This is a genomic window from Nonomuraea sp. LPB2021202275-12-8 (genome assembly GCF_037044575.1).
Classification (GTDB): Bacteria; Actinomycetota; Actinomycetes; order Streptosporangiales; family Streptosporangiaceae; genus Nonomuraea.
This window is the reverse complement of the sequence record NZ_JBAHWD010000002.1, coordinates 324,066-339,188: the sequence shown is the minus strand read 5'-3', so window position 1 is coordinate 339,188 and position 15,123 is coordinate 324,066. Positions and strand designations below refer to the sequence as shown.

The 15,123-nt window shown below is 67.5% G+C and carries 13 protein-coding genes; 5 read left to right on the top strand and 8 right to left on the bottom strand.

Annotation, left to right across the window (positions count from 1 at the left end):
• Positions 1 to 199 precede the first annotated feature (199 nt).
• Both V5E28_RS05370 and V5E28_RS49435 read left to right on the top strand, forming a co-directional pair.
• On the top strand, positions 200 to 889 hold the full coding sequence (locus V5E28_RS05370; protein WP_336205236.1) for a hypothetical protein: 690 nt from the start codon (positions 200 to 202) through the stop codon (positions 887 to 889).
• A gap of 360 nt (positions 890 to 1,249) precedes the next feature.
• Positions 1,250 to 2,416, top strand: coding sequence for a hypothetical protein (locus tag V5E28_RS49435; protein ID WP_442945773.1), 1,167 nt, complete (start codon positions 1,250 to 1,252; stop codon positions 2,414 to 2,416).
• Between the two features lie 77 nt (positions 2,417 to 2,493).
• Here the strand turns inward: V5E28_RS49435 and V5E28_RS05360 are convergent, their stop codons facing one another.
• Both V5E28_RS05360 and V5E28_RS05355 read right to left on the bottom strand, forming a co-directional pair.
• On the bottom strand, positions 2,494 to 3,210 hold the full coding sequence (locus V5E28_RS05360) for a hypothetical protein (protein ID WP_336205235.1): 717 nt from the start codon (positions 3,208 to 3,210) through the stop codon (positions 2,494 to 2,496).
• A complete protein-coding gene (locus tag V5E28_RS05355) occupies positions 3,176 to 3,559 on the bottom strand; it encodes a hypothetical protein (RefSeq protein ID WP_336205234.1) in 384 nt (127 codons plus the stop codon). The genes V5E28_RS05360 and V5E28_RS05355 overlap by 35 nt, the downstream gene beginning before the upstream one ends.
• A 602-nt stretch (positions 3,560 to 4,161) precedes the next feature.
• Here V5E28_RS05355 and V5E28_RS05350 point away from each other — a divergent pair.
• Complete coding sequence (locus V5E28_RS05350) at positions 4,162 to 4,587, top strand: hypothetical protein (RefSeq protein WP_336205233.1); 426 nt, start codon at positions 4,162 to 4,164, stop codon at positions 4,585 to 4,587.
• A gap of 803 nt (positions 4,588 to 5,390) precedes the next feature.
• On the opposite strand, the gene V5E28_RS05345 is transcribed toward V5E28_RS05350, so the two are convergent.
• From V5E28_RS05345 to V5E28_RS05335, 3 genes are all read right to left on the bottom strand, one after another.
• Positions 5,391 to 6,599 carry an acyl-CoA dehydrogenase family protein gene (locus V5E28_RS05345; RefSeq protein WP_336205232.1) on the bottom strand — a complete coding sequence of 403 codons (1,209 nt, stop codon included), beginning with the start codon at positions 6,597 to 6,599 and terminating at the stop codon, positions 5,391 to 5,393.
• 220 nt (positions 6,600 to 6,819) lie between these two features.
• A complete protein-coding gene (locus V5E28_RS05340) occupies positions 6,820 to 7,191 on the bottom strand; it encodes a VOC family protein (protein ID WP_336205231.1) in 372 nt (123 codons plus the stop codon).
• A 37-nt stretch (positions 7,192 to 7,228) separates the two neighbouring features.
• Positions 7,229 to 8,482: an MFS transporter gene (locus tag V5E28_RS05335; RefSeq protein ID WP_336205230.1), complete on the bottom strand. Its 1,254-nt coding sequence runs from the start codon at positions 8,480 to 8,482 to the stop codon at positions 7,229 to 7,231.
• Positions 8,483 to 8,583: 101 nt separating this feature from the next.
• Here V5E28_RS05335 and V5E28_RS05330 point away from each other — a divergent pair, with 101 nt between their 5' ends.
• Positions 8,584 to 9,162, top strand: coding sequence for a TetR/AcrR family transcriptional regulator (locus V5E28_RS05330; protein WP_336205229.1), 579 nt, complete (start codon positions 8,584 to 8,586; stop codon positions 9,160 to 9,162).
• Here V5E28_RS05330 and V5E28_RS05325 read toward each other — a convergent pair.
• Both V5E28_RS05325 and V5E28_RS05320 read right to left on the bottom strand, forming a co-directional pair.
• Positions 9,151 to 10,083, bottom strand: a complete 933-nt coding sequence (locus tag V5E28_RS05325; RefSeq protein WP_336205228.1) for a glucosyl-3-phosphoglycerate synthase — start codon at positions 10,081 to 10,083, stop codon at positions 9,151 to 9,153. The two genes, V5E28_RS05330 and V5E28_RS05325, sit on opposite strands and share 12 nt — an antisense overlap.
• Before the next feature lie 53 nt (positions 10,084 to 10,136).
• Entirely contained in the window at positions 10,137 to 11,609 is a 1,473-nt protein-coding gene (locus tag V5E28_RS05320) for a helix-turn-helix domain-containing protein (protein WP_442945772.1), read from the bottom strand.
• Positions 11,610 to 11,910: 301 nt separating this feature from the next.
• On the opposite strand from V5E28_RS05320, the gene aceA reads away from it, so the two are divergent.
• A complete protein-coding gene (gene aceA, locus V5E28_RS05315; RefSeq protein WP_336205226.1) occupies positions 11,911 to 13,197 on the top strand; it encodes an isocitrate lyase in 1,287 nt (428 codons plus the stop codon).
• A 166-nt stretch (positions 13,198 to 13,363) separates the two neighbouring features.
• On the opposite strand, the gene V5E28_RS05310 is transcribed toward aceA, so the two are convergent.
• Positions 13,364 to 14,938 carry a serine/threonine-protein kinase gene (locus V5E28_RS05310; protein WP_336205225.1) on the bottom strand — a complete coding sequence of 525 codons (1,575 nt, stop codon included), beginning with the start codon at positions 14,936 to 14,938 and terminating at the stop codon, positions 13,364 to 13,366.
• Positions 14,939 to 15,123: the final 185 nt, after the last annotated feature.

Genomic DNA, 15,123 nt, shown 5'->3' with positions numbered 1-15,123 from the left:
CTGCCCGAACACAAGCTCCCCCTGGGAATTCTGCAGATCGAGGAGCCGAGGGCGTGGACCTCGACGAGCGCCGGCGAGGTTGGCGTGTCGGTGATGTAAGGCCTCACCACCCTGCACCGTTTACATGAGATCTTCACTGATCAGCTGTCGGACGACTAAGCTCCAGGTCGTACGGACAGCGTCTCTTCAGGAGAGTTGCATGCCCACGCTGCCCACCCGGCTCATCATCGCGTTAACGGCTGTCTCCGTCACGTCCTTTACGTTCAGTCTTTATCTGGAGATATTCCATCTGAATCTTCTCCAGGAACACCCCGTGATGGTGAACCTACTATCGGGCATCGTCGGATTTTCTACCGCGACAGTCGTCATCGGCGTCGGCTTCAACCGGTACACGAAGAAACATGCGACAGACCAGGTATTGGCCTGCCACAGCGACCTCCAAGCCGTGGCGACCGAAATGCTGCAGGCCGCTCCCAAGGAGTTCTGGAAGAAGCTTCCCCAGGCTCTGGCCGGTCGGCTCATGGATGCATGGTGGGGCCATAGGCACGCACGCCCGAGCGATCCCAAGGAGAAGAATCCCCGGCTCTGGCTGCGTCAGCGACTGGACAAACAAATGTCGGTCCTGGACAAACGTGAGGATTCCGAAAGCCTGGAGATGGCCCCGCGGGTGATCCAACTATGTGGAGACCTGGAGCGCCTGTCGGGAGCCGACAGAGATGTCATGGTGATCAGGGCTCGCGAAAAGGCGCGACAGCACTTCTTTGATGTGAAATGGTACCGTCCGTTCACTCCTGAAGACAAGCTACTGGACGTGGCGGAATACTACGCGCGGGTATGCACCCACCCTTCTGTTGCGACCGTCGTGGGGAATACTCGTTCACATAAGTAAGAAGTGGCGTATCCTGCGCTGTCTTGCCCTCAGGCAGCCCGGCAAGGACGGTAAGCGCCGCACGCAGCCCGCTACGCCACCACCCGGCGCGAAGGAACACCAGCTCCGCGACTGCTACGCCAGCATCACTCTCGCTGGTGGCGTCTCCATCAGAGCTCGCCGAGTACCTCGGCCACACTGAGGTGATCTCAGGGAAATAGATCGGACGATGCGGGATATCCGGGGCGCCGGTGATGGCGTTTCGGGCCTTTCGGGAGAAGTCGTCGAAGGCCGGAGACAGGCGTGGAGCCTCCGGTAGATGAGTTCTCACCACAAGAAAGCACAACCGCCGAAAGGCTCCACGTGATTGCTCATCGTGCCATGCTCGACGTCTCCCGCACGCTGGTTCACCACGTTGCCCGGTCACTGCGGGACGAACGACGACGGGTGGGCACACCCAAGGGCAGTCGCGCGCTGACCCCGTTCTGGCAGGTGGTGTTGATCCTTCGGTGGTTCCGGGGCGAGCACGACATTCCCAAACTCGGCCGCGATCACCGCCTCTCCCGTGCCACGGCCTACCGCTACGTCGCCGAGGGCATCGATGTCCTCGTAGCTCAAGCCCCTAATCTGCACGATGCGCTGAACCGCGCCCAGGCTGACGGGCTGGCCTACGTGATCCTCGACGGCACCCTGATCGGCATCGACCGGTGTGCCGAGCAGATCATTAGCGTCAAGGGCGACCCCATCGACGCCTGGTACGCCGGCAAGATCATGCCCGTCCCGACCGAATCCCCAACCAGCGCTAGGCGACGACGGCAGGCGCGGCCTTCCGCCTTCGACACCCTGCAGGGCGCCTTCGACCTTCTCGTCACCGGACCGCAGCCGCTCGCGCTAGCCGGCGTATCCCTCGTTGAGCTGAAGCGCAGGTTGCTGCACCCCGACACCACCCGCGCCTTCCGCGACGACGTCTGGCGCCAGCTCGTGCTGCAAGCTCGCACAGGCGAGGCGAGGCGAGGCGAGGCGAAGTGGATCGTGGGCGTTGCCGGAGTCGCGTTGCCCGGGCTCCGCCGTACAGCAGGCCGTATCACCTGGGGATTTCGCGGCGACACCGCCGATCTCGATGCCGAGGTCCTCACCGGATTCCTCAACGCGCTCACCACGATCGACCTGGACCGGCCCGGCATCGCGACAAGACTGCGATGGGCAGCCCACCGGGCAGGAGAACGCGCCCGCCAGGCCACCGAAGGCGCCACCCCCTGCCCACAGACTCTGATCGACTCGTTTGCGCCACCCGCCCCGTACGTCCACCCCGACCAGGTGCTGTTCGACGCGGTCGCCAAGAACGTCCTCACCGCAACCGAAGCGGAGCTGATCGGCCGGACCCGGCTGGAGCACCGCACCCTCATCCGAGGTCGCCCCAGAGCTCGGGCTCGGCATCGAGCAGGCCAAGAAGATGCGCCAGCGATGCGAGGCCCGGCTACGCCGCGCCATTGGCCGCGGACAGGTCATGGCGAGTTTGTCCCCTCAGCGTCCCCAAACCGGTCTTAGAGTCAGCGGAACGCTCGGCAAGCAGCTTCCGGGCGGGACCGGCCAACGATGACCAGCTTGGATGAAACACTGAGACTTCAGGACCACCAATGTTGCACGAAGTCAAGCAGTGGGCCGGATAGCCAGTTGACAATGAACCCGAGCAAAAACGCCAGAACCAGGAAGACGATTTGCTGTACCAGCCCTGAACGGCGATTCCCAGTAAAGTGCTGCCGCAATATCTTATTGAGCGCTTCAACCTGTTCCGGCGTTAGCGAGGCAAGCCGTTCCTGATTGTCCACCTTTTCGCTGAGCTCATTGAGTGCAGCCAGTCGCTCTTCGAGATAGAGCTCAAGCTCACGCGATACCTCTTGCGCCTCTCGGACCATGGCCTGCAACCCCATGGCTCGCTCGGTCAGTACCAGTTCACGCCTCTTCACGCGTTCCCGTCGCCGAGCTAACAGAGCAGATGCCCTCGACACAGCGCGCACCGACAAGAACCCGACCGCTACGACCCCTATCGGGAACCCCACCATCACGTATAAGAAGAACTGGTCGAGTAGCTGTCTGTACTCTGGTCCTTCCGTGGGATTGCCCGTCAGCCATGCCCCAACCAAGATGATCATCGGCACGCCGACGAAAATCCATATGGCAAGACCGCAGCCAAAGTGCCAGCCTTTTACACCCTGAGAGACGGCGGGCTCCTCACTCGGCGCATCCGGGAAAGTGGCTCCGGGCTCCTCACTCGGCGCATCCGCAGGCGGAGTGGCTGACGAACTATCAGACGGATGCGCCTCGTCCGGAGGTGAAGTCATTCCAATAGAGTGCGGCGCCTACCAGCCCTGCGACAAGCCCGCTCCGTGACATTGTCATCCAGGCGTTGTGATAGGAGATTGTCGCTGCGTTGATCAGGCGCGGACGCCTAAGATCTACGGGTGACAGGTACGCACGCTTCGCGCGGATCTCCACCTTCGACGAGGTGTCCGTGCCCGTGGCGGACATGGAGACCAGCACCGCGCGGGAGAACGGATCGGCGACCGCCACGGACGGCGTCAGGTGCAGCCACCTGAACTGCGAGCCGGGGCGGATCGCGTCGATCTCTCCCGTCACGTCGCCACCGGCGGCCAGTTCCCACGTGTCGTCGGTGACGACCGCGGCCTGCATGCGGCTGCGATCGATCCGTCGTGGTCGCCGAGCACGTCTGCGAGCAGATGGGTGAGCGCGGACTCGGCGTCGAAGCTCCAGTGCTCGGCAGCTTTTGTGGCGATGAGCTGCACCAGGTCGTCGAGGGTTGGCGCTTGAGTGGTGTTGGTCACGCTGGTAGCGCTTCCGCTATCGACTGCTAGAGGAGCTTGGCGCCCGCCGCCGGCACCTGCGGATCGAGCGCACCTGGCCCTGGGCCCATGCGTTCGTCTTGGCCTGGCAACGCGTCATCCACCTGCCGACCTCGCCTGAGGGCCGGACTCCGCCACGGCGATTCAGAAAGGAGCAGCACACCGGGCCGTGGAACCCGGCGCCCCCGCAGCGTCATGCGACGGCCCACCCCAACCACGCCGGGGACATCACAGGCAAACCGCGGACCACCCACTCAACACAACTCGCTGACAAATCGAGGATAATGGCCTGATTGCCCTCATTTTACTTGTGATAATGCCTATCAAGTGGGTGTTCAGGGAAGACTGGATATGTGAAGGTTGAGCTCTTAGCGAGACACCTTTGGGATCACAGATGAGTTGCCCAAAAACACTCCGAAAGGCAGCGATTTCATGGACACGAAACCGAATTCCATCGCAGTCACAGAGCACCTTCTCACGGCAAACGACGGTTACGACGGCGCGACAAGTCTCTCTGCGCCGACTGTACTGGAGATAGAAACGGGATATAAAGAGACGGTGGCACGCGACGGAACGCCTGGCAGCACTTTTTGGGCATTCCGCGATTTCCGGCAAAAGCGATTCTTCAGTCGCCGCTTCACCTTTGATCCAGCAGTAGTAACGGTAAACGCCTTCAGTCAAGTAGCTGCGTCACTCACCGAACTCGGTGTCGTAGGTAGCCAAGTGGTCCCGATTTCGGGAAGTGCTCACATGGTGCTCTACAATGTTACCCCGTCCACAAACGCAATAGTAGTTAAAGGAGATATAGGCTGGGAAGCCGAGCTAATGATAAGAATCAACTTCATTATAGTGAATTAGCATCACCATGAGTTCCCTGTCCACTTCGAGTGGGGAGCTACTATAGACGTGCAGGCCGACAAATCGGTTTCTGGCGGCAGAACCGTCGAGAGATTGAGTGACAAGCAGAAATGCCTCACGACGGCGCCGAGGGGATCACAGTGAGCTCTTTCAACCTGTCGCGGCAGGTCAGCATGGTGCCTTCGGGCCTGATGCCCTTGACCTGGCGCGGTAGTGGCCGCGAGTGATCGAGCCGGATCTAGAACAGGTACATCGACCCTGCTCAAGCAGTCCAACGAAGCAGGCTGAAAGGCTCAGTGAATGAAAAGATGATCTTCACAGAGCCTCCGGAGATGGCCCCCGCCTGAGGGGCGGGGGCGCGTGCGATCGGCGGCTACTGGGCTGGATGTCGGCCAGGTCCACGAGCAGGTCCACCAAAGCGGGCGAGGACACAAACGCCTCCCGGTCACGGCCCACCCGCATGTTGTCGGCCATGCTCCACATCGACGCTCACAGGCCACGGCCGTACACCTTGCCCTGGCAGAAGCCGAGCGGGAAGCCGCGTACCCACGACCTGCTGTTTCGGTGGGCGACCGACAACTTACACATCCGGCACCGCAACTACGACGAGACCGTTTGGAAGCCTGCGCTCGTCGCGGCCGGGGTGATACCGGAGCCGGTCAAAGTCGCACGGGGCCTCCGGCGGTACCTCACTACTCGACAGCAGGGCACGCACCAGCTTCGCCACTACTTCGCCAGCGTGACCCTGGCGGGTGGTGTGACGATCAAGGACTTGTACGCCAGCCCTCTGACGTGCGGAGTTTCTACCTCACGGGCAGCCCGGTAACCGCCCGCCCGATGATCAGCCGCTGGATCTCGCTGGTTCCCTCGAAGATGGTGTAGATCTTGGCGTCCCGGTGGAACCGCTCGACCGGATGGTCGCGCGTGTAGCCCGCCCCGCCCAGGATCTGGATCGCCTGCTCGGTCACCCAGACCGCCGTCTCTCCCGCGACCAGCTTGGACATCGAGCCCTCCGCCTGCTCGAACTGCCTGCCGGTCCTGGCCATCCAGGCCGCCCGCCAGGTCAGCAGCCGTGCCGTGTCGACCCGGGTCGCCATGTCGGCGAGCAGGAAGGCGATGGCCTGGTTCTCGCCGATCTTGCGGCCGAACTGCTCACGTTCGCGGGCGTAGTCCCTGGCGTACTCGTAGGCCGCGCGGGCGATGCCCACCGCCATGGCGGCGACCGAGGGGCGGGTGGTCTCGAAGGTGCGCATGGCGGCCTGCTCGCCGGCTCGTCCGCCGTTGCGGACCCTGGCCAGGCGGGCGTCCAGCTTCTCCTTGCCGCCGAGGAGGCAGGAGCCGGGGACGCGGACGTGGTCCAGGACGACTTCGGCCGTGTGGGAGGCGCGGATGCCGTGCTTCTTGAACTTCTGGCCCATGGACAGGCCCGGGGTTCCCGGCGGGATGACGAAGGTGGCCTGGCCCCGTGTTCCCAGGCCGGGGTCCACCGAGGCGACCACGACGTGGACGTTGGCGATGCCGCCGTTGGTGACCCAGGTCTTGACGCCGTTCAGGATCCAGTCGCCGTTGTCGTAGGTGGCCCGGGTGCGGATGGAGCCGATGTCGGAGCCGGCGTCGGGTTCGGAGGCGCAGAAGGCGCCCAGCTTGACGTCGTTCTCGGTGCCGAACATCTGCGGCAGCCACTCCCCCATCTGTTCGGGGGTGCCGTTGGCGGACAGGGCGGCGGCGGCCAGGCCGGTGCCGACGATCGACAGGCCGATGCCCGCGTCTCCCCAGAAGATCTCCTCGAACGCGACCGGCAGCGCCAGCCCGCTCTGTTCGAACCACTGGGTGGCGAAGAAGTCCAGCGAGTAGAGGCCGATCTTGGCGGCTTCCTGGATGACGGGCCAGGGGGTCTCCTCGCGCTCGTCCCATTCGGTGCCGGCGGGGCGGATGACGTCGCGGGCGAACGCGTGCACCCAGTCGCGCACCTCGGTCACGTCCTCGCCGAGGTCCAGGTTGAAGCCGCTCATATGGTCGCTCCCTGAAATTTCCGGTTATTGGCGGCAACCTCCCCGCCGATGGTGGCGAGCGCACACCATCATGTACGCGGCATCGCAGCTCGGAACCGTTACCAGGGGTAAAACCCTACCGGCCAGTAGCCTTGGCCGGAAGGCAGTGCAAGCGACCATCACCCTGCGGAGTGCACCATGAGCGGTCCGTCCAGGACGCCCGGGCAACGCGGCCCGTTGTTCAGCCGAGCCGGCGGCGCAGCAGGCAGAACTCATTGCCCTCCGGATCGGCCAGGACATGCCAGGACTCTTCACCGGTCTGCCCGACATCAGCGGGAACCGCCCCCACGGCCAGCAGGCGTTCGAGCTCGGCGTCCTGGTCGCGATCGGTGGCGTTGAGGTCGATGTGCAGGCGCAGCTTCTCCTTGACCTCGTCGTCGGAGGGACTGAACACCATCGTCGGCTGAAGCCCGCCGGCGCCCTCGGCGGGCCCGATCTCGACCGCCCCGTCCTCCCGGCCGAGCACGGTGAAGCCGAGCACCTCACACCAGAACGCCGCCAGGCGCTCGGGGTCGCGGCAGTCGAGCACCAGTCCAGTCATCCGGCAAGCCATGCGGATAACCTACCCGGCCCCCGGGCGGCCGCACTTCTCAGGTCGAAGTGCCTCGACCCGACACCCATACCGCCAATGCCGACAGACCCATCGCGATCGCCAGGCCGTACATGAGCGGGGTGAATGCCCCGAACGCGGCGGCGACCTGGGGGCCGACGCTGCCTCCGACCGCGAGCGCGAAGGAGAACAACGCCAGCGCGGTCCCGCGCGCCCGCCCGGCCCGGGCGGAGACGGCCTCGTTGAGGCTCGGCAGGCCGCCGGTGATCGCGGCCGCGTAGGCGGCCACCAGGAGCACCAAGCCCAGGGCGGCGGCGTCGGTGAGACCGATCGCGGCGAGGGCGAGCGCCCCGGCGGCCAGCATCGCGCCGGCGCGGATGGTCGGCGCGATGCGCCCCAGCCAGGGCATGAGCAGCGGCACGAGGACCATGGCAGGCAGCCCGGCGGCACGTAGCGCGAGCAGCTCGCCGGAGGACGGAGTGACGCCGTAGATCTGCAAACCGGTGTAAAGGGCTACGAAGCCGGTCATCAGCACGATCGTGGCCGCGTACCGGAGGAGCAGGGTGCGGTCACGCAGCAGCGCGGGCATCGCGTGGTAGGCGGCCAGGAGTCGCCAGGACCTCTTCGCCGGCGATCCGGACGCCTCCCCCCGCCCTGCCGTGAGCGGCCGCTCGGGGTCGGGCAGCATGACGGCGCGCAGGCCGAGTGCCGCCAGGGCGAGTCCGGCCGCCGACAGCAGGAACGGCCCCCGCCAGCCCGTCGCCCCCACCAGGAGCTGCGCGGCCACCTGCATCAGCAGGGCGGAGGCGAGGAACGCGCCGGTCACCGCGGAGATGGCGACGACCCGCCGTCGGGGCTCGATCCGTTCGGCGATGTACGCCAGCGCGGCGGGCGGGAACGTCGCCACCATCAGTCCCTGCAGGACTCGCGCCACCAGGGCGATCTCGGGCGAAGGGCTGGCCGCCACCAGTGCGGTGCTGACCGCCGCCAGCGGCAGGCCGAGCATCAGCAGCCGCCGGCGGCCGAACCTGTCCGACAGCGGCCCGAACACCAGGAACCCCACGCCGTATCCCACGCCGAACGCGGTCACCAGCCAGGTCAGCGTGTTCGGTCCGGCGCCCCAGCCCGCCGCCATGTCCGGCAGCAGCGGGATCACCACGTAGAGCTGGCCGCTCACCAGCACCGCGGTCAGGGTGAACGCCGCCAGCGTCCAGCCGAACGGCGCGCTCTCCGGTTCGTCGTGCCCCGGGGCGGGGGCCGCACTCCCGGCCCGCTTTGGGGTGAAACTTCGCATCGTGGTCATCATGGCCGGGACGCTACACCAACCAACTAGTTGGATGTCAACTGACTAGTTGGCTTGCAACCAACCAGTTGGTCGTAGATAGGATGAGCGGCATGCCGCCGAACGTCTCGACCGCCGCCACCCGTTCCGCCCTGCTCGCAGCCGCACGCGAGGAGTTCGCCGCGTACGGCATCGCGGGAGCGCGCGTGGACCGCATCGCCGAGCGCGCCGGCGTCAACAAGGAGCGCATCTACGGCCATTTCGGCAACAAGGAGAAGCTCTTCGACGCCGTCATCACCGAGGCGCTCGACGACCTGACGGCGCAGATCGCCCTGCCCGGCACGGATCCGGTCGACTATGTGGCCAAGCTGGCCGACTACTATCACGCCCACCCGGAGCTGGTGCGGCTGCTGATGTGGGAGGCGCTCAACTACCGGGGTCAGGAGCTGCTGCCGGGTCAGGAGCGTCGGGTCGAGCGGTGCGCCCGCAAGGCAGCCTCGATGGCCGAGCATCCCACGGCGGCGACGGCGCGGACCCTGTTCCTCCTCACCGGATTGGCCATGTTCCCGGCGATGATGCCGCAGCTCGGCCGCATCATCCTGGGCGAGGCGGCCGACTCCCCGCAGGCCCACGAGGAGATGCGCGACCACATCGCCGCCTTCGTCACCGCTTCGCTCGCCTCACGCGAGTAGGCCGACGGTGAGCATGGGCGGGCGTTCGGCGATCGAGATGTCCCGGGAGACGATCTCGGGCCCCGCGTCGGCCCGCCGGAACTGGTCGAGGCAGACCGAAGGGGCGTGACAGGAGTCGATCTTGCCCTGCCGCCTCAGGCGGGACCAGGCGGCCAGCATGATCTGACCCGCCATGCCCCCCAGGGCCTCCGTCGACTGCGGGTCGTGCTCACGGGAGCCGAGGTCCACCTGGGCGAACGCGTCCAGACCTGCCAGATCCAGCAGGTCGATGAGCAGCCCGAGCTCGACCCCGTACCCGGTGAGGAACGGCACCCGTTCCAGCGCGGAGCGGCGGCCCGCGTACTCGCCGGCGAGCGGCTGGACGAAACCGGCGAGCCGGGGCCAGTGCAGGTTGATCAGCGGGCGGGCGACCAGCTCGGTGACCCGGCCACCGCCGGTGGGCGCGCCGTCGAACGGGCGGTCGTAGCAGCCCTTGACGTAGACGACGCTGGCATCGGTGAGCAAAGGCCCAAGTACGCCACTCACCAGTGAAGAGTGAAATTTCCGGATGTCGGCATCCACGAAGGCGACGATGTCCCCGCTGGTCACGGCCAGCGACTTCCACAGCGCCTCACCCTTGCCGTCGAGCGGCTGGAGCTGCGGCAGGATCTCGTCCTGGGCGTGCACGTCGGCGCCCGCGCGCGCGGCCACGGCGGCCGTGTCGTCGGTGGAGCGGGAGTCGATGACCACGATCTCGTCCACGAGTTCGCCCAGCTCGCGCCGGATGACGCGGACGATCTCGCCGATGGTCTCGCGCTCGTCGCGCGCCGGGAGCACCACGCTGACCCTGGTGTCCCCCTTGGCGTCGACCAGTGCCTGGACCGGCCAGTCGGCGACGCGAGAGGTGCGGCGCCGCAACCAGCTATGAACTTCAGGCAGCATACGACCACCCCCGTTCATCCCGCTTTATCCCCGTTATCGGCCTCGGGTAGTCGTCAGCTCAGGGCCGCGTGCCGTTCCAGGAACGTGTAGACATCCGCCTCGTCCACGCCGGGGAACGAGCCGGGCGGGAGGGCGGCGAGCACGTGTGAGTTCGCGCGGGCCGAGGGCCAGGCGTAGCCCTCCCAGCGCTCGGCCAGCTCGGTGGGCGGGCGGCGGCAGCAGTCGCCGTTGGGGCAGCTCGACTTGGTGCGGTTGGTCGTCTCCCGGCCGCGGAACCAGCGCGACTCCTTGAACGGCACGCCCAGGGTGATCGCGAAGTCCCGCTCGCGGGAGGGATCCACGTGCGCGACGCAGAAGTAGGTGCCGGTGGGCGAGTCGGAATACTGGTAGAAGACGGAGAAGCGGTCGGGCGAGGTGAAGACCTGCCGTCCCGACCACTGCAGGCACATCCGCTGGCCCTCGATCGCGCCCTGCTCGTCGGCGGGGAAGACGATGCCGTCGTTCTCGTAGGCCTTGTAGATGATGCCGCCGGCGTCGTTGCGCACGAAGTGGCAGACGAGGTCGAGGTGGTGGGTGGCCAGGTTGGTGAAGCGGTGCGCGGCCATCTCGTAGGAGACGGCGAACACGTCGCGCAGGTCCTCCACCGACAGCGCCCGGTCCGCCTTGGCCTCCTGCAGGTAGACGGCGGCTGCCTTCTCGGGCACCAGCACCGCGGCGGCGAAGTAGTTGGCCTCGGTCCGCTGGCGCAGGAAGTCGGCGAAGTCGCGCGGCTTGCCGTGGCCCAGGGCGAGATGGCCGAGCGTCTGGAGCAGGATGGTGCGGGGGGTGTGCATGCCGAGCTGCTCGTGCTTGACGTAGATGCGGCGGTTGCGGAGGTCGGTGATGGATCGCACCGATCTCGGCAGGTCCTGGGCGGTGTGGACCGTGTAGCCGAAGTGGGTCACCAGGCTCTGGATCACGCTCTGGGACAGGGCGCCCGCCCGGTAGCCGACGGCGGCGAGCGCCTCGGCGGCGGCCTTCTCGATGTCGGGGAAGTAGTTGCCGACCTCGCGCTGCCGGCGCCGGAGCTCGGCGTTGGCCGCTCTGGCCTCCTCCGGGGTGGCGGTGCCCCTGGCCTGCCTGGCGCGCAGCTCGCCGTACAGCCCGAGCAGGTGCTCAAGCACGTCGTTGGGGACGCGGGCGGAGACCTTGAGGCGCGGCAGGCCGAGCGCGGCGTAGATGGGGTCGCGCTGCGCCTCTTCCAGGGCGATCTCGAGCTGGGCGCGCCGGTTGGGCGGCTGGCGGCGCAGCAACTCCTCGACGGGGACGCCGAGCGCCGCCGCGAGCGACTTGAGGAGCGACAGTTTCGGCTCCCGCTTGCCGTTCTCCAGCAGGGAGAGCTGGCTGGGCGCCCTGCTGACGCGCGAGCCCAGGTCCGAGAGGGTGAGGCCGCGCTGTTTGCGCAGGTGACGCAGGCGCTGCCCAAACGCGATCAGATCGAGCTCTTGCGTCAAAGACAGCGGTTCTTCGCCTAGCAAGGACGCCATACGGGCATCTTAGACGGAAATTCTGCCCATCTTCTACCCTTCGCCCGCCACCGCGGGGGCACGGAGGCGCTTTCCGGTACGTCCTCCGCGGCCGGGCCATGATCTCGCGAAGCCCAGCCGTTCACTCGTCGCATTGGTCTAGTCCAACGGGAAAACTTGCGATTTCTTCTCAGGTGAATACCGGCAGGTAGTTGGCACAAGCAGAAGAAGTTGGTTTCTTCTGCATCTGACGGGCTATGTAGGCGCGACCGCCAGGGCAGAGACTCGGCATAAGCCCCAGGGGACGACAAAGGAGTGAACAATGAACGATCGCCTCAAGGGAGCTGCTGAGCAGCTGCAGGACGAGTGGGACAACGACCCTCGCTGGGAGGGCATCGAGCGGACCTACAGCGCCGAAGACGTGATCAAGTTGCGCGGTAGCGTCCAGGAGGAGCACACGCTGGCCCGGCTCGGCGCCGAGCGGCTGTGGAAGCTCCTGCACACCGAGGACTACGTGCACTCGCTGGGTGCGCTGACCGGCAACCAGGCCGTGCAGCAGGTGAAGGCCGGCCTGCAGGCCATCTACCTGTCCGGCTGGCAGGTGGCCGCCGACGCCAACCTGGGCGGCCAGACGTACCCGGACCAGAGCCTCTACCCGGCCAACTCCGTCCCCGCCGTCGTGCGCCGCATCAACAACGCGCTGCTGCGCGCCGACCAGATCACGTGGGCGGAGGACACTCCCGACAGCCCGCACTGGCTGGCCCCGATCGTGGCCGACGCCGAGGCCGGCTTCGGCGGCGTACTGAACGCCTTCGAGCTCATGAAGGGCATGATCGCGGCCGGCGCCGCAGGCGTGCACTGGGAGGACCAGCTCGCCTCCGAGAAGAAGTGCGGCCACCTCGGCGGCAAGGTCCTCATCCCCACCGGCCAGCACATCAAGACCCTCAACGCCGCCCGCCTCGCCGCGGACGTCGCCGGAGTCCCCTCACTGATCATCGCGCGGACCGACGCCCAGGCCGCGACGCTCCTGACCAGTGACGTGGACCCACGCGACCAGGCCTTCACCACCGGCGAGCGCACCGCCGAAGGCTTCTACCGCGTCCGCAACGGCCTGGAGGCCTGCATCGCCCGCGGCCTGGCCTACGCGCCGCACTCCGAGCTGCTCTGGATGGAGACCGGCACGCCCGACCTCGACGTCGCCCGCGAGTTCGCCGAGGCGATCAAGGCGCAGTACCCGGACCAGATGCTGGCCTACAACTGCTCCCCGTCGTTCAACTGGAAGCAGCACCTCGACGACTCCACCATCGCCAAGTTCCAGCGGGAGCTGGGGCACATGGGGTACAAGTTCCAGTTCATCACGCTGGCCGGGTTCCACTCGCTGAACTACTCCATGTTCAACCTCGCCCAGGGGTACGCCACCGAGGGCATGAGCGCCTACGTGGACCTGCAGGAGGCCGAGTTCGCCGCCGAGTCCCAGGGCTACACCGCCACCCGGCACCAGCGCGAGGTCGGCACCGGCTACTTCGACCTGGTGAGCACGGCCGTGGCCCCCGACTCCTCGACGACCGCGCTCAAGGGCTCCACCGAGGAGGAGCAGTTCGCCCACTGACCCTCTCCGACACCCGCCCGCCGATCAGGCCGGGCCCAAGATCTCGCCGGACACCTCCAGGGCATGGGTAGGTTCCCCCCGGCGACGGCCGCGCCAGCCTTTCCCCCGGCCTGGCGCGGCCACTCTTTTCCGCTCGGTCCGAGACGCGCCCTGAACGGCGTGCGCGTCATGGAGACGCGGTGACCGTGGCCGTGGGGGTGGGTGGACCGGACGGCGACGGCGGGGGTGACTCGCCGGGGCCGTCCTGCGGGATCGTGCTGATGGAGACCGACGGCTGCGGGCAGTCGCGTCTGGCCGCGTTGCCGCGTCTGCTGCCGGCGGGACTCACGCAGTCCTCCGGGTCCTGGCCGCCGGGGTCGCCGTGCGGGTCGTCGTCCGCAGGAGGGATGGTGGCGCGCCGGTCCGGGCGCGGCGTCAGCACGGTGAACGGCGTCAGGGTGCGGGTCCGGGTGACCGACACCGTCGGAGTGGCCGTCACCCGGGTGCGGGCGCTCGGGATGGCGCCGGTGAGGGTGGCGGCCGGGCGCAGTGTGGAGTCGGCGGTGCCGTGCGACCGTACGACCTGCGGGTTGTCCGGCGACTGCGAGCCGCCGATGCTCAGGCCCTCGCCTCCGTACGCCGCGAACACGGTGACGGCCGCGATCGACACCGTGGCCAGCGCGGCGAAGCCGGCGTGCGACAACGGCGCCCCGCCCTTGCTCCTGCTCCCCCGCCTGGACCTGTTCGCCCTGGCTCCGGCTCCGGCCGCGCTCCCCCCTCCGGACGGGGTGCCGCCATCGCCGGCTGGGCTCCGCCCGAGCGGCTCCCGCGAGGAGAGCCGGGCCAGCGGTGAGGCCGGGTGGACGCGGTCCGCTGCCGGCGGGTGCGGGACGGGGGTCCAGGTTTCCTCCAGTACGCCGTTGACGGCCGCGCGCAGATCCCAGGGATCGCCGATCCCACCGCCCGCCAGCAGGGCGCGCAGGAGGTCGCCGGACCTGGGGCGCTCGAGTGGATCCTTGGCCAGGGCGGCCGCCACGGCGGGGCGCAGGAGGGCGGGGACGCTGTCGATGCGCGGCGGTTCCAGCAGGATGCGCCTGGCGAGCGCTTCGGGCTCACCGCCGCCGAACGGGTGGTGGCCGGTGGCGGCGAAGGCGATCAGGCAGCCCCACGCGAACACGTCCGAGGCGGGCACGGCCGGGCCACCGGTCAGGCGTTCGGGCGCCACCCAGCCGGGGCTGCCCATGACCTGGCCTGCCTGGGTGTGCGCGGCGAGCGTGTCGACGTCGCGGGCGATGCCGAAGTCGATGACCCGCGGCCCGCGCGTGGACAGCAGCACGTTGCCCGGTTTGAGGTCCCGGTGCACCAGGGCGGCGTCGTGCACGGCGACCAGTGCGGCCGCCACGCCGAGGGCGACCCCGTAGGCGAGGTCGGGGGTGAGCGGGCCGTAGGCCTGGACCACCTGCGACAGCGCGGGGCCGGGAATGTACTCCGTCACCAGGTAGGGACGGTCCCCGTCGGTGCCGTCCTCGATGACCGCCGCCGTACAGAACGGCACAACCCTCCGCGAAAAGGCCACTTCTTCTGCGAAACGGGCGCGTAGCGTGGGATCGTTGAGGTCTTCGGCATGGGGCGTCTTGAGCGCGACGATGCCGCTCCCCGGGTGTTCGGCCAGATAGACGACGCCCATGCCGCCGGCCCCGAGGCGGCCGAGCAGCAGATAGCGGCCGATCATGACCGGGTCCCCCACCGTAAGCGGTCGCACGCCTGAAGGCATGTCGCTTGCACCACGCGCCATCCGGGTTCGCCTCTCCTGTCCGGGACACTGGCCAAGCACACTGTGGCCCTCCCGATCAGGCGTTGCCGCATGACGTTCACAAGGGGTATCGGAGGTAAGGAGTTCGTTCCTTCAGGGAGAGTAAGTGGTGTGACGCAGGCGGCTTGAAGTGG

Excerpts from the sequence above, each read along its gene's own strand:
- V5E28_RS05370 (WP_336205236.1), top strand. The coding sequence starts at position 200 with ATGCCCACGCTGCCCACCCGGCTCATCATCGCGTTAACGGCTGTCTCC.
- V5E28_RS49435 (WP_442945773.1), top strand. The coding sequence starts at position 1,250 with ATGCTCGACGTCTCCCGCACGCTGGTTCACCACGTTGCCCGGTCACTG.
- V5E28_RS05360 (WP_336205235.1), bottom strand. The coding sequence starts at position 3,210 with ATGACTTCACCTCCGGACGAGGCGCATCCGTCTGATAGTTCGTCAGCC.
- V5E28_RS05355 (WP_336205234.1), bottom strand. The coding sequence starts at position 3,559 with ATGCAGGCCGCGGTCGTCACCGACGACACGTGGGAACTGGCCGCCGGT.
- V5E28_RS05350 (WP_336205233.1), top strand. The coding sequence starts at position 4,162 with ATGGACACGAAACCGAATTCCATCGCAGTCACAGAGCACCTTCTCACG.
- V5E28_RS05345 (WP_336205232.1), bottom strand. The coding sequence starts at position 6,599 with ATGAGCGGCTTCAACCTGGACCTCGGCGAGGACGTGACCGAGGTGCGC.
- V5E28_RS05340 (WP_336205231.1), bottom strand. The coding sequence starts at position 7,191 with ATGGCTTGCCGGATGACTGGACTGGTGCTCGACTGCCGCGACCCCGAG.
- V5E28_RS05335 (WP_336205230.1), bottom strand. The coding sequence starts at position 8,482 with ATGCGAAGTTTCACCCCAAAGCGGGCCGGGAGTGCGGCCCCCGCCCCG.
- V5E28_RS05330 (WP_336205229.1), top strand. The coding sequence starts at position 8,584 with ATGCCGCCGAACGTCTCGACCGCCGCCACCCGTTCCGCCCTGCTCGCA.
- V5E28_RS05325 (WP_336205228.1), bottom strand. The coding sequence starts at position 10,083 with ATGCTGCCTGAAGTTCATAGCTGGTTGCGGCGCCGCACCTCTCGCGTC.
- V5E28_RS05320 (WP_442945772.1), bottom strand. The coding sequence starts at position 11,609 with ATGGCGTCCTTGCTAGGCGAAGAACCGCTGTCTTTGACGCAAGAGCTC.
- aceA (WP_336205226.1), top strand. The coding sequence starts at position 11,911 with ATGAACGATCGCCTCAAGGGAGCTGCTGAGCAGCTGCAGGACGAGTGG.